Here is a 25,341-nt window from a genome sequence, read left to right as displayed (position 1 = left end):
GACCGATACGGGGCAGGTTTCGTTGTTAATATTTTTATATAACGAACGCCTTGTGCCTGGATAGTCGTCGTCAGGCCGGCGACGCTTGATCGGATGCGCATTGCCAAGCCGTGGGGGCGCTGGTATCTGTATGCATGAACAGTACCAGGCTCCGCTTCCCGTGAATTCCCCAGCGCTTCCCGAACCCTTCTACTACCTGCACAACTTCCGCGCGGTGCTCGCCTGGATCGGCGAACGCTATGCCGATCTGCTCGACGATCAGGAACGTGCCTTCATCGCCGCGTTCGCCGAGCTGCCCGAGGCCAGCCAGGCCCTGCTGGTGCGCATGGTGATGCGCAAGGGCACGCTGTTCCGCGAAGGCAAGCTGGCCTATGCCGAGATCGGCGACACGCGCGCCGCCGTGCAACCGCTGTTGGCATTGGGCTGGGTGGACGCGCAGCCGACCCTGGAACTGGCGCAACTGTTCGGCTTGCTGAGGAAGGACGAATTGTCGCAGCTGTTCAGGGACCATCTCGGGCGCGCGAACCTGCGCAAGGATGCGCTGCTGGAACGGCTCCAGCCGTTGTTCCCCGAGGCGCGGCGGCTCGCCGAGTGGCAGGCCGACTTCGCCGAACCGGTCTACGAGTTGCGCTGCATGGCGCTCTGCGACCGGTTGCGGTTGATGTATTTCGGCAACCTGTGGCAGGACTGGTCGGAGTTTGTCCTTGCCGACCTGGGTATCTATCGTTACGAAAGCGTCGAGTTTTCCGCCGACTCCCGCGGCTTTCGCCTGCGCGCCGACGTCGACGCCTATCTCCACCTGTTCGACTGCCGCCAGCGCTTCGACCTCGGCGAGCCGCTGGAGGAACTGCTCGCCGGCCTGCCGGGCGAACCCTACGCCAATCCCTGGCTGGAAGGGCGGCGGGTCAAGCTGCTGTTCCAGTTCGCCCAGCACTGCGAAAAGCAGCGGGATTTCGACCTGGCCCAGCGGCTCTATCGCCAATCCAGCCACCCCGGCGCGCGCCTGCGGGCGATTCGCAGCCTGGAACGCGGCGAGCGCTTCGCCGAAGCCCATGCATTGGCGCGGGAGGCCAGCTGTGCGCCGGAAAGCGACGCCGAACGCCAGGGCCTGGCCCGATTGCTGCCGCGCCTGCAAGGCAAGCTCGGCCTGCCGCGACAGGCGCGGGCGGCGGCTCCTGAAATCGACCGCCTGGACCTGTGCCTGGCGTACCCGAGCGAACCCTGTAGCGTCGAGTGGGCGGTTCGCGAGCACCTGGAAGAGCCCGGTTGCGCGGTGCACTACGTCGAGAACGGCCTGATCAATTCGCTGTTCGGGCTGCTCTGCTGGGAGGCGATCTTCGCCGCCATTCCCGGGGCGTTCTTCCATCCCTTCCACAGCGCGCCGGCGGACCTGCACAGCGCCGACTTCCGCCAGCGCCGCGCCGCCCTGTTCGAGGCCTGCCTGGGACGGCTGGAGGACGGCAGCTACCGCGACGCGATCCGCTGTCGCTACCGCGACAAGTTCGGCATGCAGTCGCCCTTCGTCTACTGGGAACTGCTTGGCGAGGAACTGCTCGAACAGGCGCTCGATTGCCTGCCGGCGGCCCACCTGCGCGCCTGGTTCGAACGCCTGCTGGAGGATATCCCGGGCAACCGCGCCGGCCTGCCGGACCTGATCCAGTTCTGGCCGGCGCAGCGGCGCTACCGGATGGTCGAGGTCAAGGGACCGGGCGACCGCCTGCAGGACAACCAGTTGCGCTGGCTGCAATTCTGCCGCGAGCGGGAGATGCCGGTGGCGGTCTGCTACGTGCGCTGGCATGTCGATGACTGAGCAGGGCGGCGAGGCGCTGTACCAGGTGGCGGTGCGCGCGCTTTGCGAGTTCAGCGCCAAGCGCGGCGACCTCGACCTGCGCTTCACCCCGTCGCCCAGCGCCCTGGAAGGCATCGCCGGACATACCCTGGTGACCTCCCGGCGCCCCGCTCACTACCAGCGCGAAGTGGCGCTGGACGGACGCTACCGTCACTTGCAGGTGCGCGGCCGGGCGGATGGCTACGATCCGCAGGCGAACTGCCTGGAGGAAATCAAGACCCACCGCGGCGACCTCGCCCTGCAACCGGCCAACCACCGGCACCTGCACTGGGCCCAGGCCAGGGTCTACGGCTGGCTGCTCTGCGCCGAACGGAAGCTGGAGGAAGTCGAACTGGCGCTGGTCTACCTGGAGGTCGGCAGCCAGAAGGAGACCCGCTTCGTCGAGCGGGTGCGGGCTGACGAGCTGCGGCTGTTCTTCGAGAGCCAGTGCCAGGCGTTTCTCGCCTGGGCCGAGCAGGAACTGGCGCACCGCCAGCGGCGCGACCGCGAACTGGCCGCGTTACGCTTTCCCCACGCCGAATTCCGCCACGGCCAGCGGCAACTGGCGGAGGCGGTGTACAAGGCCGCCTCCGCCGGTTGTTGCCTGATGGCCCAGGCGCCGACCGGGATCGGCAAGACCATCGGCACGCTGTTCCCGCAACTCAAGGCGATGCCCGGGCAGCGCCTGGACCGGCTGTTCTTCCTGGCCGCCAAGACCCCGGGCCGGGCCCTAGCGCTGCATGCCCTGCGCAGCCTGGAAGGGGAGACCGGCGGACTGCCGGTGCGGGTGCTGGAACTGGTGGCGCGGGACAAGGCCTGCGAGCACCCGGACAAGGCCTGCCACGGCGAGTCCTGTCCCCTGGCCCAGGGCTTCTACGAACGCCTGCCGGCGGCCCGCGCCGCCGCCGTGGAGGCGCGCTGGCTGGACCAGGCGCGGTTGCGCGAGGTGGCGCTGGCGCACCGGGTCTGTCCCTACTACCTGGGCCAGGAACTGGCGCGCTGGTGCGACCTGGCGGTGGGCGACTACAACTACTACTTCGATCTCGGCGCCATGCTCCATGGCCTGGCCCAGGTCAACCAGTGGCGGGTGGCGGTACTGGTGGACGAGGCGCACAACCTGGTGGAGCGCGGCCGGCGGATGTATTCCGCCGAACTCGACCAGGGCGATTTCCTCGGTGTGCGCAAAACCGCCCCGGAGGCCCTGAGGAAACCGCTGGAGCGCATCCAGCGTGCCTGGAACGAACTGGCCAAGACCCAGGCGGACGACTACCAGGCCTACGACGAGCCTCCGCAGAAGCTGCTCCTGGCCTTGCAGAACGCGGTGGCGGCGATCAACGACCTGCTCGCCGAGCAACCGCAGGCGCTGGAGCCGGCGTTGCAGGAGTTCTACTTCGCGATCCTGCAGTTCGGCCGTCTCGCCGAGCTGTTCGGCGAGCATTCGCTGTTCGACATCGAGAAGCGCCCAGGCCGCAACGGCCGCAGCCTGGCCCGGCTGTGCCTGCGCAACGTGGTGCCGGCGGCGTTTCTCGCCGAGCGCTTCGCCGCCAGCCGCTCCACCGTGCTGTTCTCCGCTACCCTCGGGCCGCGCGACTATTACGCCGACCTGCTCGGCCTGCCGGCGGGCACGCCCTGGCTGGAAGTGGACTCGCCATTCAGCGCCGAGCAACTGGAGGTGCACATACAGCGTCGGGTTTCCACGCGCTATGCGCAGCGCCAGGCATCCCTGGCGCCCATCGCAGCGATTCTCGGCGAGCAGTTTCGCCAGCGGCCGGGCAACTACCTGGCCTTCTTCAGCAGTTTCGATTACTTGCAGCAGGCGCTGGACGTCTTCCGCCAGGCATACCCGTGGGTGCCGTGCTGGAGCCAGACGCCACGGATGGACGAGGCGGAGCGCCGAGGCTTCCTTGAGCGCTTCGTCGCGGGCGGCGAGGGCATCGGCTTCGCCGTGCTCGGCGGTGCCTTCGGCGAAGGCATCGACCTGCCTGGCGAGCGCCTGATCGGCGCCTTCATCGCCACCCTCGGGTTGCCCCAGGTGAATCCGGTGAACGAGCAGATCCGCCTGCGCATGCAGCGCCTGTTCGGTGACGGCTACGACTACACCTACCTGTATCCGGGACTGCAGAAGGTGGTCCAGGCCGCCGGGAGGGTGATCCGCAGCCGCAGCGATCGCGGCGTGGTGCACCTGATCGACGACCGTTTCGCCCAGGCCAGGGTGCGCCGGTTGCTGCCGGGCTGGTGGCAACTGCGTTGACCCGTGGCGATACGCCGGCAGGTGCTGCCGGACAGCCGGACAGCCATGTATAATCGCGTCCCCACGATTTCCCCCGATCCGGATACGCCATGGCTTCCGCTCCCGACGCTCTTCCCCAGGCCCTTTCCTCCGACGACGCTCCGGCCCAGGCCGCGCCGAGCGACGCCAGCGCGTTGCTGAAGGCCGCCCTGGCGAAGAAGAACCAGGCCCAGCTCTATCCGCAGCGGAAGATCCACGACAAGGGCCAGCGTCCCGGCATGGCGCCGCGCGGTACCCGTCGTTCGATGGGCAAGCGCTGAGGCCTTTCCCGCGCCTGGCGTTTTGTGGGCCAGTTCCCGCCACGAAGGATCAAAGCGGGCAGCCTTAACAGTTTTGCCCTTTCGCGGCCGTAGGCCGCAGCCCCATCCCTTATGCTCGCCGCCCCTGGGCGAGCCGCGTCGATGCAGCGCGCCCGTTTGCCGGAATCCGCCTGCTGCATGTCGCGTCACCTTCCATCGTCTTTCGTTTCCCTGCGCAGCCTGGCCGGGCATGCGCCCGCTGTGCTTTGCGTGCTGCTGCTGGCGTTGCTCAGCGCCAGCCTGGCCAGCCAGACGCGCTCGCTGCGCCGCGAGCTGGCGGAATTGCCCGCCGCAGCGGCCCCGGCGCCGCCAGCCAACCCTTCAGCGGCCCCGCGCGCGGCGTTAGCCGGCTTGTTCGGTGGCGCTCCGTCGCCGCGCGGCGCGACGGCGGGCGAGCGTCTGCAATTGCGCCTGCTGGCCTGCTTCCTGGCGCGTCGCGAGGACCGCTCGGCGGCGCTGATCGCGGTGGCCGGGCGCTCGCAGCGCTTCCTGCCGGGCGCCGAAGTGCGCCCCGGCACCGTGCTGCTGGCGGTTCATCGCGACCATGTGGTGCTGCGCGACCAGGGTTATGAAGAACGTCTGTATTTCCCCAAAGCCGAAGGGGCAGAAACCACCCATGCCACGTTGTAGTACCCGTTCCGCCCAGCGCCTGTCTCCGCTGTTCCTGGTCCTGTCGCTGGCCGTCCTCGGCCTGGCGCCGCCGGTCCATCCGGCACCTGCCGAGACTGCCGCCGCGCAAGAGGAAGAGCAGTGGACGATCAACATGAAGGATGCCGAGATCGGCGACTTCATCGAGCAGGTATCGAGCATCAGCGGCCAGACCTTCGTCGTCGATCCGCGGGTGAAGGGGCGGGTCACGGTGGTATCCCAGGCGCGGCTCAGCCTGGCGGAGGTCTACCAGCTGTTCCTTTCGGTGCTCGCCACCCATGGCTACGCGGTGCTGCCGCAGGGCGACCAGGCGCGTATCGTGCCGAACATGGAGGCACGCCAGGACGCCGCGCAGAAGACCGTCCGCGATGGGCCGGGCAGCCTGGAGACGCGGGTGGTCCAGGCGCAGCAGACCTCGGTGGCGGAACTGATCCCGATGATCCGGCCGCTGGTCCCGGCCCATGGCCATCTGGCCGCCGTACCGTCGGCCAACGCGCTGATCGTCAGCGACCGCCGCTCCAACATCGAGCGCATCGAGGCGATCGTGCGCAGCCTCGACCGGGCCGGCGAACATGACTACAGCATCTACGACATGCGCCATGCCTGGGTCGCGGAAATCGCCGAGGTGCTCGATCGCAGCGTCACCCCGGCCGCCGGGAAGAGCGCCGCCACCGTCCAGGTCCTTGCCGACAGCCGCAGCAACCGCCTGGTCCTGCTCGGTCCGCCGCAGGCGCGAGCGCGCTTGCTGCGGCTGGCGCAGTCGCTCGACGTCCCCTCGTCGCGGTCGGCGAACAGCCGGGTGATCCGCCTGCGCCATGGCGACGCCAAGACCCTTGCCGCCACCCTCGGGGAGATCGGCGAATCGCTGCACGGCGAGCGGGGCCAGGATGGCCGGGGAAGCGGCAAGCGCGGCCTGCTGGTGCGCGCCGACGAATCGCTGAATGCCCTGGTGATCCTCGCCGACCCGGAGGATGTCGGCCTGCTCGAGGACATCGTCCGCCAGCTCGACGTGCCGCGCGCGCAACTGCTGGTGGAGGCGGCGATCGTCGAGCTGTCCGGCGAGATCGGCGACGCCCTCGGGGTGCAATGGGCGCTGCGTAGCGGGCATGTCGCCGGCGGCGCTGGCTTCGCCGACAGCGGGTTGTCCATCGGCACCCTGCTGGGCGCGTTGCAGGCCGGCAAGCCGCCGGCAGAGCTGCCCGACGGTGCGATAGTCGGCCTCGGCAGTCGCGATTTCGGCGCACTGGTCACCGCGCTGAGCCGCAATAGCCGCAGCAACCTGCTGTCGACGCCGAGCCTGCTGACCCTGGACAACCAGAAGGCGGAAATCCTGGTCGGCCAGAACGTGCCGTTCCAGACCGGCAGCTACACCACCAGCGCCAGCGGTTCGAGCAATCCGTTCACCACTGTCGAGCGCAAGGATATCGGGGTGACCCTCAAGGTCACGCCGCACATCGGCGAGGACCGCATGCTGCGCCTGGAGATCGAGCAGGAAATATCCTCCATCGCGCCAACCGCCACCCTGGCGGCGAAGGCGGTGGACCTGGTGACCAACAAGCGCTCGATCAAGAGCACCGTACTGGCTGACGACGGCCAGGTCATCGTCCTCGGTGGATTGATCCAGGACGACCTGCAGCGCAGCGATTCGCGGGTACCGCTGCTGGGCGACATCCCCGGCGTCGGCCGGCTGTTCCGCTCGTCCCGCGAGACCCGGGTGAAGCGCAACCTGATGGTCTTCCTGCGACCGAGCATCGTCCGCGATGCCGCCGGCCTGGAGCGCATCAGCCATGGCCGTTACCGTTCCATCCAGTTGCTGCGCGGTGCCGCCGGCGAACCGGCGCGCCCGCTGTTCGAGGATGCCGGCGCCATCGACCTGCGTCCCGCCGCCCAGGTCGCACCGGCACCTATTGGCTCGCCGCGCAGCTATCCGGCTCCAGCCCCGGTGCTGATGGAGAAGCCGCGCCTGGCGGACCCGGCGTCCCTGGGCGACGGTCGCGGCGGCGAGGTGCTGGAGGTTCGCCAGGGCACGCACGCGCCGCAGCCGCCGTCACCCCAGCGCTACGCCGTGCGATTGGTCGAGGGCAGCAGCGAAGCCTTCATGCGCGCGCTGATCGAGCGGCATCCGGGCCTGTCGTTGCGTTTGCGCCGCGAACTGCGCGATGGCCAGGAGCTGTTCGCGGTGGAGCGGGGCGACTACCTCGACCCGGAGCAGGCACGCCGGGCCCTGGCGGAACTGCCCGAAAGCCTGCCGCGAGGGAAGGCGCGGGTGATTGCGCATACGCCGGGAAGCGCCCTGTGACGGACTTCGAATCCTCGCGTCGCGCTCCGTCCACCGGATTGTCCGGCGCGCTGCGGCGGCCGCGCTCCAGCGCAGCGCCACTGCCAGATCTGGCAGTTGTCGCTGGCGGGGACGGAGGCTTTAGTAGCCGCACTTTTTTCCAGGGCCGGGCAGTGGGACCGCAATGCATGGACGACATCGAGACCAGAGTGAGGAAACTGGTAGCCGCCCGGTTCGGCGTGGAGGAATGCGACATCCGGCTGGACAGCGACTTCCGTAACGACTTCGGTGCCGAGTCGCTCGAGGTAGTCGAACTGGTCATGGCCCTGGAAGCGGAGTTCGGCGTCGAGATCGCCGATGACGATGCGGAACGGATCGAGACCGTGCGCCAGGCCATCGACTATCTCGAGGAAGCCGTGCCGACCTGACTCCCCCTGGACCACCGGCCGATGCCGTGGTCATTCCCTGCGAAACGCTGTGCGCCACCTCCCGCCCGTGCCGGCGGCAAGGTGCGCGACGTCCCGCGCTTCGATTACGCCGGATCGTCCAGCCCGCCCCGGGCCGATCCGGCTTTTTTTTGCCCGCCGCCGCGATTGCGAGGCGGCCGCCGTCGGTTGGATTTCCTGAATCTTCCCGCGCCTCGCCGGTCGACCGAACAAGGGCAGCGTGCCATTCCCGGCGCGTGCCCGCCATTCGTAACGGAGGTCGTCATGGCTACACGACGGAAAACAACACCCCAGGAAATCGATGATATCCAGGACCGCATGGGTTCGATGCGCGAGCTCGATTTCGACGAGCGCCGCCAGGCGCGTAAGGCGCGGATCGGCGACGAGCGGCCCGAGGCCGAGGTGGAGGCCGAATTTTCCTCGCGGCGGGTACGCGAGGCGGGCCACGCTGGCGGGCAGCCGGACGAGGACGATGGTTACCAGGATAACGTCGGCATGGACGATCTGGCGCCGGAAACCCTGATCGACGAAAGCGGCGCCCGCTCGCCGGCCGAGCGCGGCGGCGAATCGCCCGCGGACAAGCGCCTGAGGGTCGTGCATGGCAACGAGATCGGAGCCGGCCACGGCCTCGACGAGGCCGAGCTGGCGCGTCGTGATCCGCTCGACGGTTCCTCCGACGAGGAACGCTGAGCGCGCAGACTGTATCGAAGTATTTCCGACGCCTGGCGTTCTGTGATCGATTCGGCTCGGTTGGAGTGCGCTGCCGCACGCTTTACAGCCGGACGGAGCGGGGCACCGGATCTACTGCAAAAGCTGATAGTTGTCTTCCCGGGTGACGGCGTTGCACGGTCCTGCGGCGTGCAACCCGGCCTGGGCGAAATACCGGCGGAGCGGACCAGGCTATCCCGTCGGAGGCGATGTCGCCGGGCTGCTGGCTTTCAAGGTTTCCCTTCGATGACCAGGAGCTACCCATGCAGCACAAAAGATCCCGCGCGATGGCGAGTTCGCGCTCGCCGTTCCTCTTCGTCTTGCTGGCGCTCGCCGTGGGCGGTACGGCCAATGCCCATGACGATGGCCTGCCGGCCTTCCGCTATTCGGCGGAGTTACTCGGCCAGTTGCAACTGCCCAGCGTGGCCCTGCCGCTGAATGACGACCTGTTCCTCTACGGTCGCGACGCCGAGGCGTTCGACCTCGAGGCCTACCTGGCCTTGAACGCGCCGGCGCTGCGCGACAAGAGCGAATACCTGGAGCACTGGAGCGGCTACTACAGCATCAACCCGAAAGTGTTGTTGACCCTGATGGCCATGCAGTCCGGGCCGTTGGGGGGGCCGGACGAGCGCGCCTTGGCGGCGCCGCTGGGGCGGCTGTCGGCGAAACGCGGCTTCGATGCCCAGGTACGCGACGTGTTGCAGCAGTTGTCGCGGCGCTACTACGGTTTCGAGGAATACCAGTTGCGCCAGGCGGCTGCGCGCAAGGCCGTCGGCGAGGACGGCCTGAACGCGGCATCGGCCGCGCTGCTCGGTCTGTTGCGAGAGGGGGCGAAGGCCTCCGCCGTGCAAGGCGGCAATCCGCTCGGCGCCTACGCGCAGACCTTCCAGCGCCTGTTCGGCACCCCGGCCGCCGAACTCCTGCAGCCGCGCAACCGCGTGGCCCGGCAACTCCAGGCGAAGGCCGCGCTGGCGCCGCCATCCAACCTGATGCAATTGCCCTGGCGCCAGGGCTATTCCTGGCAGCCCAACGGAGCGCATTCGAACACCGGCTCGGGCTATCCGTACTCGTCCTTCGATGCGTCCTACGACTGGCCGCGCTGGGGCAGTGCGACCTACAGCGTGGTCGCCGCCCACGCCGGTACGGTACGGGTGCTGTCGCGCTGCCAGGTACGGGTGACCCACCCCAGCGGCTGGGCGACCAACTACTACCATATGGACCAGATCCAGGTGAGCAACGGCCAGCAGGTCAGCGCCGACACCAAGCTCGGCGTCTATGCCGGCAACATCAACACCGCGCTCTGCGAGGGTGGCAGCTCCACCGGACCGCACCTGCATTTCTCGCTGCTCTACAACGGCGCCTTCGTTTCCCTGCAGGGCGCCAGCTTCGGTCCGTACCGGATCAACGTCGGCACCAGCAACTACGACAACGACTGTCGCCGCTACTATTTCTACAACCAGAGCGCCGGCACCACCCATTGCGCTTTCCGTCCGTTGTACAACCCCGGCCTGGCGCTCTGAGTCGGCGCGGGGCCCGGCTCCAGCCGGGCTCCGCCGCGAGCGAAACGGCGCTGAACAGCTGGCGCGTCGCTGCCGCCGCGCCCGGCGCCAGGCTGACCGCGTGGGCCGGCATGCTCAGCCGCGCCGGGGCAGCAGGGCGTAGGCGTCGCGAACCACATCCTTGCCGTAGTGGCGTTCCAGGCGGCGGACGACGAAGTGACCGCGCGCCATGGCCTGGAAATGGTTCATGAACACCGTGTTGATCGCCGCGCCGCCGAGGGCACCGACGATGGGCACGATCTGCGCCGCAAGCTTTTCCGAATACTGCACGCCCAGGCGCTCGGCGACCTTGCGCACCAGGGCCAGGAGCATCGGCGCGGCCTTCTTGCTGCCGGCGTCCTTGCCGAGGAAGTCGGCGGCCGCCTTGACCTGCTGGGCCAGCGCCGTACGCACCGCGTAGTAGCCGGACTCCGACGCGTCGTCCGAGGCGGATTTGCCGCCGAGGGCGAAGACTTCGATACAGGCCATCAGGGTGTCCATGTCCCTGATCGACTCGCCCTCGCTGCGCGCGATGTCGGCGATGGAACGGAAGATGATGCCGGTGGTGACCGGCACCTCGACCAGCATCGCCAGCGGCCCGAAGAAGCCGCCGACGCCACCGGAAACGGCGGCGCCGAGGGTATGCAGGCGGTTCGCCGGCTGACCGCTGGCGTTTTCCTGGAGGGTGGCGGTGGCCGAGCGGGCGACTTTCAGCAGCGCTCCCTCGATCACCGAACCGAGCTTCTCGTTGACCTTCCGCGGCAACTTCTTCAGGCCATATTCGATCGGCGTGCCCAGCAGGCTGGTGAGTTGCGCGGTGAGTCCAGGGTTTTCCAGCAGGTTCTTGGCGGCCTGGAGTTGCTTGAGATCGGCGGGGGAAAGGCTCATGGAAGGTCCGGCTGACGGTGGTCGGTCAACCTAACCACTGTCCACCGGCGTTGTCCACGCTCAATAGTCGCCACGCTTGCGGAAGGCCCAGCGGCCGGCAAGGAAGGTGAAGCTGGCGACCAGCACGAGCATGATCCAGAAGCCTTCAGGATCGTCGGCGAAGGGAATCCCGCCGACGTTCATGCCGAAGAAGCCGGCGACGATGTTGATCGGCAGGGCCAGTACCGTGACCATGGTCAGGGTGAAGAGGATGCGGTTGTTCTGTTCGTTGAGCTTGGCCGCGATCTCTTCCTGCAGCAGCTTGATCCGTTCGCCCAGGGCGGTCAGGTCGCTGATCACCAGGGAGAACTCCTCGGTGGCTTCGCGCAGCTCCCGCAGGTCGGCATCCTGTAGCCATTCCGGCGGTCGGTTGAGCAGGCGCAGCAGCGAACCGGGCTCCAGCGCCAGCAGGCGTTGCAGGCGTACCAGCACGCGCCGCATGGCGCCGAGGTCGGCGCGGTTGGCGGAGAGGCGCAGGGCCAGTAGCTGGTCCTCGATGCGGTCCACTGCGACACTGGTTTCGCGGACGATCTGGGTCAGCACGTCGCCCTGGTCGCGCAACAGGTGGATCAGCAACTGCAGGGGTGAACGGAAAGGTTCGCCATGCTTCACCGAAGAGCGCAGCTTGTCCACCGAGCGCAGTGGTTGCGCTCGTGCACTGACCAGCAGTCGGCCACGGGCGCAGACCCACAGGGTGGCGACGTCCGAAGAGACCAGGCCGAAGTTGAAGACCACGTCGTTGACCACTGCCAGCAGCGCCGAGTCGACATGTTCGATGCGCGTCGAGCGCGACCCTTCGCGCAGGCTTTCGAAGAAATACTCCGGCAGTTCCAGATGCCTCTTCATCCAGCGTTCGCAGGCGGCATGGGCGAGGTTCAGGTGCAGCCAGAGGAACTCGTCCGGCTCCTCCTCGGGGGCCTGCCGCAGGCAGGCGAGGGCGGTGGCCGAGTCGATTTCCCGGCCCGCTTCGCCGGGACGGAAACGGAAGCCGTAGATCAGGCCGAAGGGATCGGCGTCCTGGGGCGGAGAGATGCCGTGGTGCATGGGCGTTCGCGGGAGAGGATCGGTTGGGTAACTTGGCATCGTAACGATGACGCTTTGATTGCAGGGCGATGAATGCCGTTTCGCGGGAAGGCCGGCAAAGCATTCCATGAGATCTGCCGAGGTCCTCTTCTCGGCACGCCGTGCCGAGGAACTACTAGTTGTGGGTAGTGCTTCTTCATTGCAGCAAAGTTGTTATGAAATCCGCATCGTAGAGTTCTGATATTTGTCCGCTGGTTTGTTGGGTCGACTTGCCGGCATGGGTGGTTTGGGTTGTTTATAAAGTATTATAACTTTTTGATTATATATTATTTATCAATGAGATAGGTGTGTGATGGCTAAGTGACTCCATGTTCTCGAGAGATTTTCGCAATTGGACTTTCGCTGAGGGTTTTCTTAGTCGTTATATATAAAGTCAGACTCGCCTTTTGTTTAAAAGCTGCTATTTCTGGATTACATGGTGCGGCCGTTCGGTCGCTGCTTGACAAGAGGAATGTCGGAAATGTCGATCCAGGCGAAAGTTACCCCTATCGATCAGAGTATTTCTTCTGCGGCTGCCGTCGAGGTTCCGGAAAACGGGATACTCAAACTCTCCCAGAGCAGTAATATCGCGCTCGATGTCGCACCGGAGTCGGTGGCGGGATACTCGAAGAGCGGTTCGGACCTGATCGTCCAGCTGAAGACCGGGGAAAGCGTACGCATCGCCAACTTCTATGCGGAAGGCCAGCCTTCCAGCCAGCTGTTCCTGGCCGACAAGGACAAGCTGGTGGCGGTAGACCTGCCGCCGGTCGCCGCCGACGGGCCGCTGATGGCCGGCTACATCCCGCAGGAAAGCCTGGCCGGTTTCGAGTCGCTGACCGGCGCCGGTGTGCTCGGTGGCATGAGCGCAGGGACTGCGCTGCTGGTCGGTGCGGCGGCCATCGGCGCCGGGGTGGCGATTTCCAACAGCAGCGGTGGCGGTGGCGGCGGCGGTTCTTCGGTGCCCCCGGACACCACTCCGCCGAAGGCGGCCAGCGGCCTGAAGATAGCGCCTGACGGCAGCAGCATCAGCGGCCAGGCCGAGGCCGGCGCGAGCGTCGGCATCGATACCAATGGCGACGGCAAGCCGGACCTCACCGTGATCGCCGATGCCAACGGCAATTTCACCGCTCCGCTGAACCCGCCGCTGACCAATGGCCAGACGGTCACCGTGGTGGTCACCGACCCGGCTGGCAACGCCAGCCCGCCGGCCCAGGTCACCGCTCCGGACACTACCGCCCCGGCGCCGGCTACCGACGTGCAGGTGGCGCCGGACGGCAGCAGCGTCACCGGCAAGGCCGAACCCGGCTCGACGGTGGGCGTCGATACCGACGGCGACGGCCAGCCGGACACCACCGTGGTGGTCGGCCCCGGCGGCAGCTTCGAGGTCCCGCTGAACCCGCCGCTGACCAATGGCGAGACGGTGACGGTGATCGTTACCGACCCGGCCGGCAACAACAGCACCCCGGTGACCGTCGAGGCGCCGGACACCACAGCCCCGGCGCCGGCCACCGACGTGCAGGTGGCGCCGGACGGCAGCAGCGTCACCGGCAACGCAGAGCCGGGCGCCACCGTCGGTGTCGACACCGATGGCGACGGCCAGCCGGACACCACCGTGGTGGTCGGCCCCGGCGGCAGCTTCGAGGTCCCGCTGAACCCGCCGCTGACCAATGGCGAGACGGTGACGGTGATCGTTACCGACCCGGCCGGCAACAGCAGCACCCCGGTCACCGCCGAAGCTCCCGACTTCCCCGACGCGCCCCAGGTCAATGCCAGCAACGGCAGCGTCCTCAGCGGTACGGCGGAAGCGGGCGTGACCATCGTGATCACCGACGGCAACGGCAATCCGATCGGCCAGACCAGCGCCGATGCCAACGGCAACTGGAGCTTCACCCCCGGTAGCCAACTGCCGGATGGCACCGTGGTCAATGTGGTGGCCAGGGACGCCGCCGGCAACAGCAGCCCGGCGACCTCCATCACCGTCGACGGCGTGGCGCCGAACGCGCCGGTGGTCGAGCCGAGCAACGGCAGCGAACTCAGCGGGACTGCCGAACCGGGCAGCAGCGTGACCCTGACCGACGGCAATGGCAATCCGATCGGCCAGACCACCGCCGATGCCAACGGCAACTGGTCTTTCACGCCGTCCACCCCGCTGCCGGACGGTACCGTGGTCAACGTGGTGGCCAGGGATGCCGCCGGCAACAGCAGTCCGCCGGCCAGCGTTACCGTGGATGCCGTCGCGCCGGCCACGCCCACCGTCGATCCGAGCAACGGTACGACCCTCAGCGGCACCGCCGAGCCGGGCGCTACCGTGACCCTGACCGACGGCAACGGCAACCCGATTGGCCAGGTCACCGCCGACGGCAGCGGCAACTGGACCTTCACCCCGAGCACGCCGTTGCCCAACGGCACGGTGGTCAACGCCACGGCTACCGACCCGTCCGGCAACGCCAGTTCGCCGGCCAGCGTCACCGTGGACGCCGTGGCACCGGCCACGCCAGTGGTCAACCCGAGCAACGGCACCACGCTCAGCGGCACCGCCGAGCCGGGCGCCACCGTGACCCTGACCGATGGCAACGGCAATCCCATCGGGCAGGTCACCGCCGATGGCAGCGGCAACTGGAGCTTCACTCCGACCACGCCGTTGCCCAACGGCACCGTGGTCAACGCCACGGCCACCGACGCCTCCGGCAACACCAGTGCGGGCAGCAGTGTCACCGTGGACTCGGTAGCCCCGGCCACGCCAGTGATCAACCCCAGCAACGGCACCACGCTCAGCGGCACCGCCGAGCCGGGCAGCAGCGTGACTCTGACCGATGGCAACGGCAACCCGATCGGGCAGGTCACCGCCGACGGCAGCGGCAACTGGAGCTTCACCCCGTCCACGCCGCTGGCGGATGGAACCGTGGTCAACGCCACGGCCACCGATCCGGCGGGCAACACCAGCGGCCAGGGCAGCACCACCGTCGATGGCGTGGCGCCGACCACGCCGACCGTCAACCTGAGCAACGGCAGCAGCCTCAGCGGCACTGCGGAACCGGGTAGCACGGTGATCCTCACCGACGGCAACGGCAATCCGATCGCCGAGGTCACCGCCGACGGCAGCGGCAACTGGACCTACACCCCGTCCACGCCGATCGCCAACGGCACCGTGGTCAACGTGGTGGCCCAGGACGCCGCCGGCAATAGCAGCCCGGGCGCCAGCGTCACCGTGGACTCGCAAGCCCCGGCGGCGCCGGTGCTCAACCCGAGCAACGGCACCACGCTCAGCGGCACCGCCGAGCCGGGCGCTACCGTGACCCTGACCGACGGCAACGGCAACCCGATAGGCCAGGTCACCGCCGACGGCAGTGGCAACTGGAGCTTCACGCCGGGCACGCCGCTGGCTAACGGCACCGTGGTCAACGCCACGGCCAGCGACCCGACCGGCAATACCAGCGCTCCGGCCAGCACCACCGTGGACTCGGTGGCGCCGGCCGCGCCGGTGGTCAATCCGAGCAACGGCGCGGAGATCAGCGGCACCGCCGAACCGGGCGCCACCGTGACCCTGACCGATGGCAGCGGCAATCCGATCGGGCAGGTCACCGCCGACGGCAGCGGCAACTGGAGCTTCACGCCGTCCACGCCGCTGGCGGATGGAACCGTGGTCAACGCCACCGCTACCGACCCGGCCGGCAATACCGGCGGCCAGGGCAGCACTACCGTGGACGCCATCGCGCCGGCCACGCCGACCGTCAACCTGAGCAATGGCAGCAGCCTCAGCGGCACTGCGGAACCGGGCAGCACGGTGATTCTCACCGACGGCAACGGCAATCCGATCGCCGAGGTCACCGCCGACGGCAGCGGCAACTGGACCTACACCCCGTCCACGCCGATCGCCAACGGTACTGTGGTCAACGTGGTGGCCCAGGACGCCGCCGGTAACAGCAGCCCGCCGGCGACGGTGACCATCGATTCCAGCGCGCCGCCGGCGCCGGTGATCAACCCGAGCAACGGCGTCGTCATCAGCGGCACCGCCGAGGCCGGTACCACCGTGACCCTCACCGATGCCGGCGGCAACCCGATAGGGCAGGTCACCGCCGACGGCAGCGGCAACTGGAGCTTCACGCCGGGCACGCCGCTGGCCAACGGCACGGTGATCGTCGCCACGGCCACCGACCCGACCGGCAATACCGGCCCGCAGGCCGCCACCACGGTGGACGCGGTGGCGCCGCCGGCGCCGGTGATCGATCCGAGCAACGGCACGACCATCAGCGGCACCGCGGAGGCCGGGGCCAAGGTGATCCTCACCGACGGCAACGGCAACCCGATCGGCGAAACCACCGCCGACGGCAGCGGCAACTGGACCTTCACGCCCGCCACGCCGCTGGCCAACGGCACGGTGGTCAACGCCGTGGCCCAGGACCCTGCGGGCAATACCGGCCCGCAGGGCAGCACTACCGTGGACGCGGTGGCGCCGAACACGCCTGTGGTCAATCCGAGCAACGGCAACCTGCTCAACGGTACCGCCGAGCCGGGCAGCACCGTGACCTTGACCGACGGCAACGGCAACCCGATCGGCCAGACCACCGCCGATGGCAGCGGCAACTGGAGCTTCACGCCCGGCTCGCAACTGCCCAACGGCACCGTGGTCAACGTGACCGCGAGCGACGCCGCCGGCAATACCAGCGCTCCCGCTACCACGACGGTGGATTCCTCGCTGCCGTCGATCCCGCAGGTGGATCCGAGCAACGGTTCGGTGATCAGCGGCACCGCGGACGCCGGCAACACCATCATCATCACCGATGGCAACGGCAACCCGATTGGCCAGGTCACCGCCGACGGCAGCGGCAACTGGTCCTTCACTCCAGGCATCCCGCTGCCGGATGGCACGGTGGTCAACGTGGTGGCGCGCAGCCCAAGCAATGTCGACAGTGCGCCGGCGGTGATCACGGTGGATGGCGTGGCCCCGGCGGCGCCGGTGATCGATCCGAGCAACGGCACCGAGATAAGCGGTACCGCGGAGGCTGGCGCGACGGTGATCCTCACCGATGGCGGAGGCAACCCGATTGGCCAGGCTACCGCCGACGGCAGCGGCAACTGGACGTTCACCCCGGGCACCCCGCTGGCCAACGGCACCGTGATCAACGCCGTGGCCCAGGACCCGGCCGGCAACACCAGCGGTCCGGCCAGCGTCACCGTCGATGCCATCGCCCCGCCGGCGCCGGTGATCGATCCGAGCAACGGAGTCGTCATCAGCGGTACGGCGGAAGCCGGGGCCACGGTGATCCTCACCGACGGCAACGGCAACCCGATCGGCCAGGTCACCGCCGACGGCAGCGGCAACTGGGCCTTCACGCCCGCTACGCCGTTGGCCAATGGCACGGTGATCAATGCGCTGGCCCAGGACGCCGCCGGCAACAACAGCAGTCCCACCAGCGCCACCGTCGACTCGCTGGCGCCAGCAGCCCCGGTGATCGATCCGAGCAACGGTAGCGTGATCGCCGGTACCGCCGAGGCTGGTGCCACGGTGATCCTCACCGACGGCAACGGCAACCCGATCGGCCAGGTCACCGCCGATGGCAGCGGCAACTGGAGCTTCACGCCCGGCACGCCGCTGGCCAATGGCACGGTGGTCAATGCGGTGGCCCAGGACGCTGCCGGCAACACCAGCGGCCCGGCCAGCACCACGGTGGACTCGGTGGCGCCGGCCGCGCCGGTGATCGACCCGAGCAACGGCAGCGTGATCGCCGGTACCGCGGAAGCCGGTGCGACGGTGATCCTCACCGATGGCGGCGGCAACCCGATCGGCCAGGCCACCGCCGACGGCAGCGGCAACTGGACGTTCACCCCGAGCACCCCGCTGGCCAACGGCACCGTGATCAACGCCGTGGCCCAGGACCCGGCCGGCAATACCAGCGGTCCGGCCAGCGTCACCGTCGATGCCATCGCCCCGCCGGCGCCGGTGATCGATCCGAGCAATGGAGTCGTCATCAGCGGTACGGCGGAAGCCGGGGCCACGGTGATCCTCACCGACGGCAACGGCAACCCGATCGGCCAGGTCACCGCCGACGGCAGCGGCAACTGGAGCTTCACGCCCGGCACGCCGCTGGCCAACGGCTCGGTGATCAATGCGCTGGCCCAGGACGCCGCCGGCAACGCCAGCGGCCCGGCCAGCACCACGGTGGACTCGGTAGCCCCGGCCACCCCGGTGCTCGATCCGAGCAACGGTACGGTGATCAGCGGTACCGCCGAAGCCGGGGCCACGGTGATCCTCACCGACGGCGGCGGCAACCCGATAGGGCAGGCCACCGCCGATGGCAGCGGCAACTGGAGCTTCACTCCGGGCACACCGCTGACCAACGGCACGGTGATCAATGCGGTGGCCCAGGACGCCGCCGGCAACACCAGCGGTCCGGTCAGCACCACGGTGGACGCGGTGGCCCCGGCCACCCCGGTGATCGACCCGAGCAATGGTGTCGAACTCAGCGGCACCGCCGAACCCGGCGTCCGGGTGATCCTCACCGATGGCAATGGCAACCCGATCGGCCAGACCCTCGCCGACGGTAGCGGCAACTGGACCTTCACACCGGGCACGCCGCTGGCCAACGGCACGGTGGTCAACGCCGTGGCCCAGGACCCGGCCGGCAATACCAGCGGTCCGGCCAGCACCACGGTGGATACGGTGGCGCCGGCCACGCCGGTGATCAATGCCAGCAACGGCAGCGTGATCACCGGCACCGCCGAGGTCGGCGCCAAAGTGATCCTCACCGACGGCAACGGCAACCCGATCGGCGAGACCACCGCCGACGGCAGTGGCAACTGGACCTTCACCCCCAGCACGCCGCTGGCCAACGGTACGGTGATCAACGCCGTCGCCGAAGACGCCGCGGGCAACGCCAGCGGTCCGGCCAGCACCACGGTGGACTCGGTGGCGCCGTCCGCTCCGCTGCTGAGCATCAGCGCCGACGGCGCGCTGCTGACCGGCACCGCCGAGCCGAACAGTCAGGTGCGTATCGTGGTCAACGGCGACACCGCCAACCCGATCACGGTCACCGTCGACGGCGCCGGCAACTTCAGCCTGCCGTTCGCGCCGCCGCTGATCACCGGCGAACTGATCGCCGGGGTTGCCGTGGACGCCGCCGGCAACGTCAGCGGGCCGGCCACCATCAACGCGCCGGACCTGGCGCCGCCGACCATCAGCGTGCCGGAAGCCGCCGATACCTGGATCAACGCCGCGGAGATCGGCGACGGCATCCAGGTCGATGTGACGGTCCGTCCGACCATGCAGGTCGGCCAGGTGGTCACGGTCAAGTTCGCCGGGCAGAACGGCTACGAGGCCGAGGTCAGCCATACCCTCACCGCCGGCGACATCGCCGCCGGCAACCTGACCCTGACCCTGACGCCTCCCGGCGGCATGGGCCCGTTCCCGGAGGGCGCCTCGACCGTCACCGCCGACATCAACGGCGGCACCGCGTCGACCCCGGTGCCGTTCACCATCGACACCATTCCGCCGGCGACCCCGGTGCTGTCCCTGGTCGGCAACATCCTGACCATCTCGGCGGAGCCAGGGACCGAGTTGACGGTGACCGTCGACGTCGGCGGGGTGACCGCCACCGCCACGGTGACCGCCGACAACAGCGGGCTGGCGTCGCTGAACCTGCTCACCGACCTGGACATCGACTTCAGTTGGGACCAGTTGCTCAATGCCCAGGTGTCGGTGGTCGGACGCGACCCGGCCGGCAACCCGAGCAACACGGCGAGCATCGGCGTCGGCACCAGCATCGAGCAACCGGTGACCATCGGCAACTTCGGCCTCGACGTCAGCCTCAACCCGCTGAACCCGCGTTTCGGTTTCAGCGGAACCACCGAGCCTGACTCCAGCGTGGTGATCCGGGTCATCACCCCGGCGTTGAACGTCGAATTGCTGCCGATCCAGGCGGATTCGTCCGGAAACTTCTCGCTGAACCTGCTGAGCCCGACCATCCTCACCCAGTTGGGGCTGAACATCACCGACATCCTCAACCTCGGCTCGCAGATCTCGTTCAACCTGGTGTCCACCGACTCCAATGGCAACGACAGCGCCGCCTACGGGATCACCCTGACCCCCAACGGACTGTCGCTCAATATCGGCCAGATCGATGTCAACGGTACTTCCGGCGACGACGTGCTGTCCGGCGCCAACGGCAGTTCGGAGCACATCAACGGCGGCGACGGCAGCGACCTGATCTTCAACGTGGGCACCGGCGATCACGTGGTGGCCGGCAACGGCAACGACACCATCCAGATCACCGCGACCGATTTCGTCAGCATCGATGGCGGCGCCGGGTTCGACACCCTGGTCCTGGCCAACGGCATCGACCTCGACTACAACGCCGTCGGCGTCGGCACGCTCAGCAACCTCGAGCGCATCGACCTCGGCAAGGGCGATTCGGGTAGCGTGCTGACCCTGACCGCGGCGGAGGTGGATGCCATCACCGATGCCAACAACACGTTGCAGATCACCGGCGAGAACAACGACACCCTGAACGTGGTGGGCGCGGTGAATACCGGTACCACGCAACTGATCAACGGCATTACCTACGACGTCTACACCTTCGGCAGTACCACCCTGCTGATCGAGGACAACACGGTACAGGTCGTGGTCTGATGCGCGGGCGCAGGCAGTACGCGCGCAAGGGACGGCGGCATGGGAAGGGAGCCATCTGGCTCCTTTCCCTGGGTCTGCCGATGTTCGCGTCGGCCATGCCCCTCGACCAGGCGGTCAGGGCAGGGCTGGCGATCCACCCGGAAGTACGATCCGCGATGGCCGAAGCGGACCGTGCAGGCACCGAGGTGGAGATGGCCAAAGGGGGGTACTACCCCTCCGTGACGATGTCCGGGGGGCCGCAGGAGTTCGACTTCGGCGAGATCGTCTACGATCTCACCGCGTCGCAGATGCTGTACGACTGGGGTCGGGTGACGAGCAAGGTCGACAGCGCCAGCGCGACCCAGCGCAAGCTGTCCGAGGCGGTGCTGGTGGCGCGCGACGATGCGGCGCTGGATATCGTCGAGACCTACCTCGATGTGCTTGCCTCGGAGCGCCGGGTGGAGGCGGTGCGCGAACACATCCAGCGCCTCGACGGCATCCGCGAGATGACCCAGGCGCGCGGCGGCGACGGCTACGCCGACCGCAGCGAGCTGGATCGCGCCAATCTGGAACTGTCGCGGGCCCAGGAGCAGTTGTCGCTGGAGAAGGGCAACCTGCAGGACGCGCGCAACCAGTACGCGATCCTGGTCGGCCAGGAGCCCGCCGACCTGGTGGAGCCCGAGCCGATGTCGCTGCAACGCTACCTGGCGGCCAGCGATATGGCGCGGGTGATCCGCGAATCGCCTTTGCAGCGCAAGGCCCTGGAGGACGCCAATGTCGCCGAGGCCGAGGTCCGCGAGGCCAAGGCGTCGCTGCTGCCGCAACTGAACCTGGAGGCCAGCGCGCTGCGCCGGGAGATCGGCGGGCATCCGGAAAGCGACTCGGTGGTATCCCTGCGCTTCCGCATGGACACCTTCCAGGGGCTTTCCAACTTCCGCCGGCCGACCGCCGCGCAGCAGCGCCTGGAGTCGGCGAAATGGAGCGCCGACGCGATGCAGCGCGACATCCGCCGGCAACTGCAGAACCTCTTCGACAACGGCGACACGCTGCGCTGGCGGGAACAGTCGCTGACCCAGCAGGTGACCGAGTCGGAGCAGGTCGGCGAGTTGTATCGCGAACAGTTCGAGGTTGGCCGGCGCGACGTGATCGACCTGCTCAACGTGCAGCGCGAGCGGTTCGAGGCAGAGCGGCAACTGATCAACCTGCGGATCGAACGCAAGCGCATCGAGTATCGGGCGGCCGCGCAAGTCGGCCTGTTGGGTCCGCTATTGGAGAACCGGCTGAATCATGGAAGCTGAGAAAACCCCGGATAACGTCGTGATCCTCAACCACGACCCCATCGTCGACCCGTTGCGCCAGGGCTTGTTGCTGCTCTGCCGGCAGCTTGGCCGACCGCTCGGCGACGCCGAACTGGTGGACGGCATGCCGCTGGAGCACGGTCGCCTGCCGTTGCACCTGGTGGCCCGCGCGTTGCGCCGCGCCGACATCACCGCCCAGGTCACCCGCCAGCCGTTGCGCCGGATCGATCGCTACCTGCTGCCGGCCCTGCTGCTGCTCGACGACGGCCGCGCCCTGGTGCTGGTGGGCAACGACGGCGAGCACGCCGAGGTGCTGGTACCGCAGAGCGACGGCGGAAGCCAGAGGATGCCGCTGGCCGAGCTGGAAGCGCTGTACAGCGGCACGGCGGTCTTCGCCAAGTGCCGCTACCGCCCGGACGGGCGGGTCGGCGACTACGCCAGCGCCTTGCCCGAACACTGGTTCTTCGGCCCGCTCAAGCGGCTCTGGCGTTCCTACGCCGAGGTCACCGCCGCGGCGTTGGTGGCCAACGTCCTGGCGGTCGCCTCGGCACTGTTCGCCATGCAGGTCTACGACCGCGTGGTGCCCAACGCGGCGTTCGACACCCTGTGGATCCTCGCCAGCGGCGTGGCCCTGGCGATCGTCCTCGACGGTGTCCTGCGGATCATGCGCGGCCACCTGCTCAACGTGCTCGGCAAGCGCCTCGACCTGCAACTCTCGACCCTGCTGTTCTCCCGCGTGCTGAGCACCCGGGTCGCTGCCAAGCCGGCGTCGATGGGCGCCTTCAGTACCCAGGTGCGGGAGTTCGAGTCGGTGCGCGAGTTCTTTACCTCGTCCAGCGCGGCGCTGATCAGCGACCTGCCGTTCGTGGCGATCTTCCTGCTGATCATCGCCGTGATCGGCGGCCATGTGGTCTGGGTGCCGCTGGTGGCCTGCGTGCTGATGATCCTGCCGGGGCTGCTGACCCAGCGCCTGCTCGGCCACCTGTCGCGGCAGAACCTGCGCGAAGGGGCGATGAAGAACGGCGTGCTGCTGGAAGCCTTCGAGCACCTGGAGACGGTCAAGGCGACCCGCGCCGAAGGCCGCTGCCTGCACCAGTGGGAAACCCTGACCGGCGAACTGGCCGGTACGGCGATGAAGACCCATACCCTGGCCTCGACCCTGAGCTACTCGGCGAGCATCGTCCAGCAGCTCTGCTACGTCGGCGTGGTGGTCTTCGGCGTCTATCGGATCAGCGAGGGCGCGATGACCGTCGGCGGCCTGGTGGCCTGCTCGATCCTCGCCTCGCGGGCCATCGCACCGCTGTCGCAGGCGGCCGGCATCCTCGGTCGCTGGCAGCACACCAAGGTGGCGATGGAAGGCCTCGACCAACTGATGAGCGCCGAGCAGGAGCGACCCCAGGGCAAGCGCTTCGTGCACAAGGAGCGCCTGCAGGGACATTACCGCCTGGAGGGCGTGCGCCTGGCCCACGGCGACAGCCCGCCGGTGGTCGACGTGCAGGCCCTGAACATCCGCGCCGGCGAGCGGGTGGCGCTGCTCGGCGGCAACGGCGCCGGCAAGTCGACCCTGCTGCGCCTGCTCAGCGGCCTGCTCGACGCGCAGGCGGGACGCCTGCTGCTGGACGACGTCAGCCTGACCCAGATCGACCCGGCCGACCGCCAGCGCGGTATCGGCTACCTGCCGCAGGACGTGGCGCTGTTCCATGGCAGCCTGCGCGACAACCTCAACCTGGAGAACGCCGCGCTGGGCGACGAGGAACTGCTGGAGACCCTCGACGGGGTCGGCCTGGGCGCCTTCGTCCGCGGCCACCCGCTGGGGCTGGACATGCCGATCCAGGGCAACGCCAGCCTGTCCGGCGGCCAGCGCCAGGCCGTCGGGCTGGCCCGGGTGCTGCTACAGGACCCTCCGATCCTGCTGCTCGACGAGCCGACCGCGGCCTTCGACCAGGGCAGCGAGAAACAGGTCATCGACTACCTGCAGCAATGGTTGGGCAAGCGCACCCTGGTCATCACCACCCACAAGAAAAGCATGCTCGCCCTGGTCGAGCGTGCGGTGGTCCTGCGCCAGGGCAGGGTGATCATGGACGGCCCGCTGGAGCAGGTGGTGCAGGGCAACCAGGTACAGGCACCGCAGGCCGCCGAAGGAGGCAACCATGGACTCTGACCGCGACGCCGCCGCCCTGCGCCGGCAACTGGCCGACCCGTTGCTGGCGGCTACCCACCCGGTCTACCGGCCGCTGCTCTGGACCCTGCTCGGTTGCGTGCTGCTGTTCATCGGCTGGGCGGCCTGGGCGCAACTGGACGAGGTGACCCGCGGCGACGGTCGGGTCGTGCCGTTCAGCCGCATCCAGAAGATCCAGAGCCTGGAGGGCGGCATCCTCGACCGCCTGCTGGTGAAGGAGGGCGACCTGGTGGAAGTCGGCCAGCCGCTGGTGCGCCTCGACGAGACGCGCTTCCTCACCAACTTCCAGGAGTCGGCGAACCAGGCCAGCGTGCTGCGCGCGGCCATTGCCCGGCTCGACGCCGAGGTGCTAGGCAAGAAGAGCATCGAGTTCCCGCCGGACGTCGATCCCGAGGGGCCGCTGGCGCGTTCCGAACGCGAGCTGTTCAAGTCACGCCGCGACAAACTGGTGGAGGGCACCCAGGCGATTCAGCGGCAGATCCACCTGGCGCAGAGCCAGCTCGACCTGGTTCGCCCGCTGGTGGCCAAGCGTGCGGTGAGCCAGATGGAGGCGCTCAAGCTGAGCCAGGACATCGCCACCCTCAGCGGCAAGCTGACCGAGCTGAAAAGCACCTATTTCCAGGATGCCTATACCGAGCGCGCCCAGCGCAAGGCCGATCTCAGCGCCCTGGAACCGATCGTCCAGCAGCGCCAGGACCAGTTGCGCCGCACCGAGATCCTGTCGCCAGTGCGCGGGCGGGTGAACACCGTGCTGATCAACACCCGCGGCGGGGTGATCCAGCCCGGCGAGCCGATCATGGAAGTGATCCCGGTAGAGGAGCGTCTGCTGGTGGAGGCGAAGATCAAGCCGCGCGACGTGGCCTTCCTGGTTCCCGGCATGCCGGCCAAGGTGAAGATCACCGCCTACGACTACACCATCTATGGCGACCTCAAGGGCACCCTGGAGCAGATCAGTGCCGACACCATCGAGGAGGACACCCCGCATGGCAAGGAGTCCTACTACCAGGTGCTGATCAAGACCGATGGCAGCCAGTTGAAGCGCGGCGAGGAGGTGTTACCGATCATTCCGGGGATGGTCGCCGAGGTGGACATCCTCAGCGGCAAGCGCAGCGTGCTCAACTACCTGCTGCGGCCGCTGATCAAGGCGCGCCTTTACTGAGGCGTGCAGGACAGGCCCGGTCGGTGGAAACGTGCCAGCCGCTTCCCTGTAGCCATGGCGAGCTACGTAGGCGGTG

14 protein-coding genes are annotated in these 25,341 nt (G+C 68.2%); 12 read left to right on the top strand and 2 right to left on the bottom strand.

Annotated elements, in window-relative coordinates; all coding sequences use genetic code 11:
- The first annotated feature begins 130 nt into the window (after nucleotides 1-130).
- From fan1 to lasA, 8 genes are all read left to right on the top strand, one after another.
- On the top strand, nucleotides 131-1,810 hold the full coding sequence (fan1, locus tag ACI766_RS16405; RefSeq protein WP_004343071.1) for a nuclease Fan1: 1,680 nt from the start codon (nucleotides 131-133) through the stop codon (nucleotides 1,808-1,810).
- Nucleotides 1,803-4,079, top strand: a complete 2,277-nt coding sequence (locus ACI766_RS16400; protein WP_010794056.1) for an ATP-dependent DNA helicase — start codon at nucleotides 1,803-1,805, stop codon at nucleotides 4,077-4,079. The genes fan1 and ACI766_RS16400 overlap by 8 nt, the downstream gene beginning before the upstream one ends.
- 89 nt (nucleotides 4,080-4,168) lie before the next feature.
- Entirely contained in the window at nucleotides 4,169-4,378 is a 210-nt protein-coding gene (locus ACI766_RS16395) for a hypothetical protein (protein WP_003088087.1), read from the top strand.
- A 141-nt stretch (nucleotides 4,379-4,519) separates the two neighbouring features.
- The gene (locus ACI766_RS16390; protein WP_003113617.1) at nucleotides 4,520-5,047 is read left to right on the top strand and encodes a type VI pilus biosynthesis protein; all 528 of its coding nucleotides are present in this window, start codon (nucleotides 4,520-4,522) and stop codon (nucleotides 5,045-5,047) included.
- A complete protein-coding gene (gspD, locus tag ACI766_RS16385; protein ID WP_003106682.1) occupies nucleotides 5,034-7,364 on the top strand; it encodes a type II secretion system secretin GspD in 2,331 nt (776 codons plus the stop codon). Before ACI766_RS16390 ends, gspD begins: the two co-directional genes overlap by 14 nt.
- A 167-nt stretch (nucleotides 7,365-7,531) precedes the next feature.
- Nucleotides 7,532-7,771, top strand: a complete 240-nt coding sequence (gene acpP / locus ACI766_RS16380) for an acyl carrier protein (RefSeq protein ID WP_003106681.1) — start codon at nucleotides 7,532-7,534, stop codon at nucleotides 7,769-7,771.
- Nucleotides 7,772-8,053: 282 nt separating this feature from the next.
- Nucleotides 8,054-8,479 (top strand): hypothetical protein, encoded by a 426-nt coding sequence (locus tag ACI766_RS16375; protein WP_003120217.1) that lies wholly within the window; start codon nucleotides 8,054-8,056, stop codon nucleotides 8,477-8,479.
- 281 nt (nucleotides 8,480-8,760) lie between these two features.
- Complete coding sequence (gene lasA / locus ACI766_RS16370; protein WP_023132082.1) at nucleotides 8,761-10,017, top strand: elastinolytic metalloprotease LasA; 1,257 nt, start codon at nucleotides 8,761-8,763, stop codon at nucleotides 10,015-10,017.
- A 114-nt stretch (nucleotides 10,018-10,131) separates the two neighbouring features.
- Here lasA and ACI766_RS16365 read toward each other — a convergent pair whose 3' ends face one another.
- Together ACI766_RS16365 and ACI766_RS16360 are read right to left on the bottom strand one after the other, a co-directional pair.
- A complete protein-coding gene (locus tag ACI766_RS16365) occupies nucleotides 10,132-10,923 on the bottom strand; it encodes an EcsC family protein (protein ID WP_003106675.1) in 792 nt (263 codons plus the stop codon).
- Nucleotides 10,924-10,983: 60 nt separating this feature from the next.
- Nucleotides 10,984-12,006: a transporter gene (locus tag ACI766_RS16360; RefSeq protein WP_003117668.1), complete on the bottom strand. Its 1,023-nt coding sequence runs from the start codon at nucleotides 12,004-12,006 to the stop codon at nucleotides 10,984-10,986.
- A 499-nt stretch (nucleotides 12,007-12,505) separates the two neighbouring features.
- Here ACI766_RS16360 and ACI766_RS16355 point away from each other — a divergent pair, with 499 nt between their 5' ends.
- The 4 genes from ACI766_RS16355 to ACI766_RS16340 are packed head-to-tail and all read left to right on the top strand — an operon-like array spanning nucleotide 12,506 to nucleotide 25,265.
- On the top strand, nucleotides 12,506-20,650 hold the full coding sequence (locus ACI766_RS16355) for an Ig-like domain-containing protein (RefSeq protein WP_076938965.1): 8,145 nt from the start codon (nucleotides 12,506-12,508) through the stop codon (nucleotides 20,648-20,650).
- The gene (locus ACI766_RS16350; protein ID WP_003102743.1) at nucleotides 20,650-21,927 is read left to right on the top strand and encodes a TolC family protein; all 1,278 of its coding nucleotides are present in this window, start codon (nucleotides 20,650-20,652) and stop codon (nucleotides 21,925-21,927) included. Before ACI766_RS16355 ends, ACI766_RS16350 begins: the two co-directional genes overlap by 1 nt.
- Nucleotides 21,917-24,088 (top strand): type I secretion system permease/ATPase, encoded by a 2,172-nt coding sequence (locus tag ACI766_RS16345; protein ID WP_003114950.1) that lies wholly within the window; start codon nucleotides 21,917-21,919, stop codon nucleotides 24,086-24,088. The genes ACI766_RS16350 and ACI766_RS16345 overlap by 11 nt, the downstream gene beginning before the upstream one ends.
- Nucleotides 24,078-25,265 (top strand): HlyD family efflux transporter periplasmic adaptor subunit, encoded by a 1,188-nt coding sequence (locus ACI766_RS16340; protein ID WP_003102741.1) that lies wholly within the window; start codon nucleotides 24,078-24,080, stop codon nucleotides 25,263-25,265. Before ACI766_RS16345 ends, ACI766_RS16340 begins: the two co-directional genes overlap by 11 nt.
- The last annotated feature ends 76 nt before the right edge of the window (nucleotides 25,266-25,341 follow it).

It is taken from the genome of Pseudomonas sp. DL (assembly GCF_047199225.1).
Lineage (GTDB): Bacteria > Pseudomonadota > Gammaproteobacteria > Pseudomonadales > Pseudomonadaceae > Pseudomonas > Pseudomonas aeruginosa.
This window is presented reverse-complemented; position numbering and strand designations above follow the sequence as displayed.

Coding starts and splice junctions, on each gene's coding strand:
- fan1 (WP_004343071.1), top strand. CDS start 131: ATGCATGAACAGTACCAGGCTCCGCTTCCCGTGAATTCCCCAGCGCTT.
- ACI766_RS16400 (WP_010794056.1), top strand. CDS start 1,803: ATGACTGAGCAGGGCGGCGAGGCGCTGTACCAGGTGGCGGTGCGCGCG.
- ACI766_RS16395 (WP_003088087.1), top strand. CDS start 4,169: ATGGCTTCCGCTCCCGACGCTCTTCCCCAGGCCCTTTCCTCCGACGAC.
- ACI766_RS16390 (WP_003113617.1), top strand. CDS start 4,520: ATGCAGCGCGCCCGTTTGCCGGAATCCGCCTGCTGCATGTCGCGTCAC.
- gspD (WP_003106682.1), top strand. CDS start 5,034: ATGCCACGTTGTAGTACCCGTTCCGCCCAGCGCCTGTCTCCGCTGTTC.
- acpP (WP_003106681.1), top strand. CDS start 7,532: ATGGACGACATCGAGACCAGAGTGAGGAAACTGGTAGCCGCCCGGTTC.
- ACI766_RS16375 (WP_003120217.1), top strand. CDS start 8,054: ATGGCTACACGACGGAAAACAACACCCCAGGAAATCGATGATATCCAG.
- lasA (WP_023132082.1), top strand. CDS start 8,761: ATGCAGCACAAAAGATCCCGCGCGATGGCGAGTTCGCGCTCGCCGTTC.
- ACI766_RS16365 (WP_003106675.1), bottom strand. CDS start 10,923: ATGAGCCTTTCCCCCGCCGATCTCAAGCAACTCCAGGCCGCCAAGAAC.
- ACI766_RS16360 (WP_003117668.1), bottom strand. CDS start 12,006: ATGCACCACGGCATCTCTCCGCCCCAGGACGCCGATCCCTTCGGCCTG.
- ACI766_RS16355 (WP_076938965.1), top strand. CDS start 12,506: ATGTCGATCCAGGCGAAAGTTACCCCTATCGATCAGAGTATTTCTTCT.
- ACI766_RS16350 (WP_003102743.1), top strand. CDS start 20,650: ATGCGCGGGCGCAGGCAGTACGCGCGCAAGGGACGGCGGCATGGGAAG.
- ACI766_RS16345 (WP_003114950.1), top strand. CDS start 21,917: ATGGAAGCTGAGAAAACCCCGGATAACGTCGTGATCCTCAACCACGAC.
- ACI766_RS16340 (WP_003102741.1), top strand. CDS start 24,078: ATGGACTCTGACCGCGACGCCGCCGCCCTGCGCCGGCAACTGGCCGAC.